At 76.2% G+C, this 508-nt stretch carries 1 protein-coding gene; it reads right to left on the reverse strand.

Annotation, left to right across the window (positions count from 1 at the left end; all coding sequences use genetic code 11):
• Positions 1-508: ABC transporter transmembrane domain-containing protein (locus EAD96_RS00180; protein ID WP_147457805.1), on the reverse strand; the 508-nt coding region annotated here is incomplete at both ends.

Below are 508 nucleotides of genomic sequence, written 5' to 3' on the forward strand. Positions count from 1 at the left end.
GGTGGAGGCCGGGCCGGCCGCGGCGGGCGGTGCGGTGTCGGGCAGGCTCGCCACGCCGACCAGGCGGGCGAGGCTCGCGCCGGCCTGCAGCACCGAGTCGGACTCCAGCAGCAGCAGGCCGATCGGGTTGAACAGCCGGTGGAAGTAGAGCGCGGCGGTCGTCGCCGCGCCGACGGTGACCAGGTCGTCGCGGACCAGGAAGAACCCGGCCACGAGCACCGCGGCGAGGCCGAGGAACTCCGACCGGTTGATCCGCAGCCCGAAGCGGGTGTGCAGGTTGAAGATCTCCAGCGACAGGTCGCGCGCCACGCTGGAGCGCTCGGCGATGGCCGCCACGTGCGCGTCCTCGGTCCGGTACGCGCGCACCGTCGCCGCGCCGCGCAGCGCGCCGGCCATCGCCTGCGTCCGCTCGCCGGTGGCGACCCGCTCGCGGGCGTAGTACGGCATCGAGCGCCGCAGGTACCAGCGCAGCGCCAGCGCGTACGCGGGCGCGGCCACCAGCCCGGCG

It is taken from the genome of Micromonospora sp. BL1 (assembly GCF_003667485.1).
Taxonomy (GTDB): Bacteria; Actinomycetota; Actinomycetes; order Mycobacteriales; family Micromonosporaceae; genus Micromonospora; species Micromonospora tulbaghiae.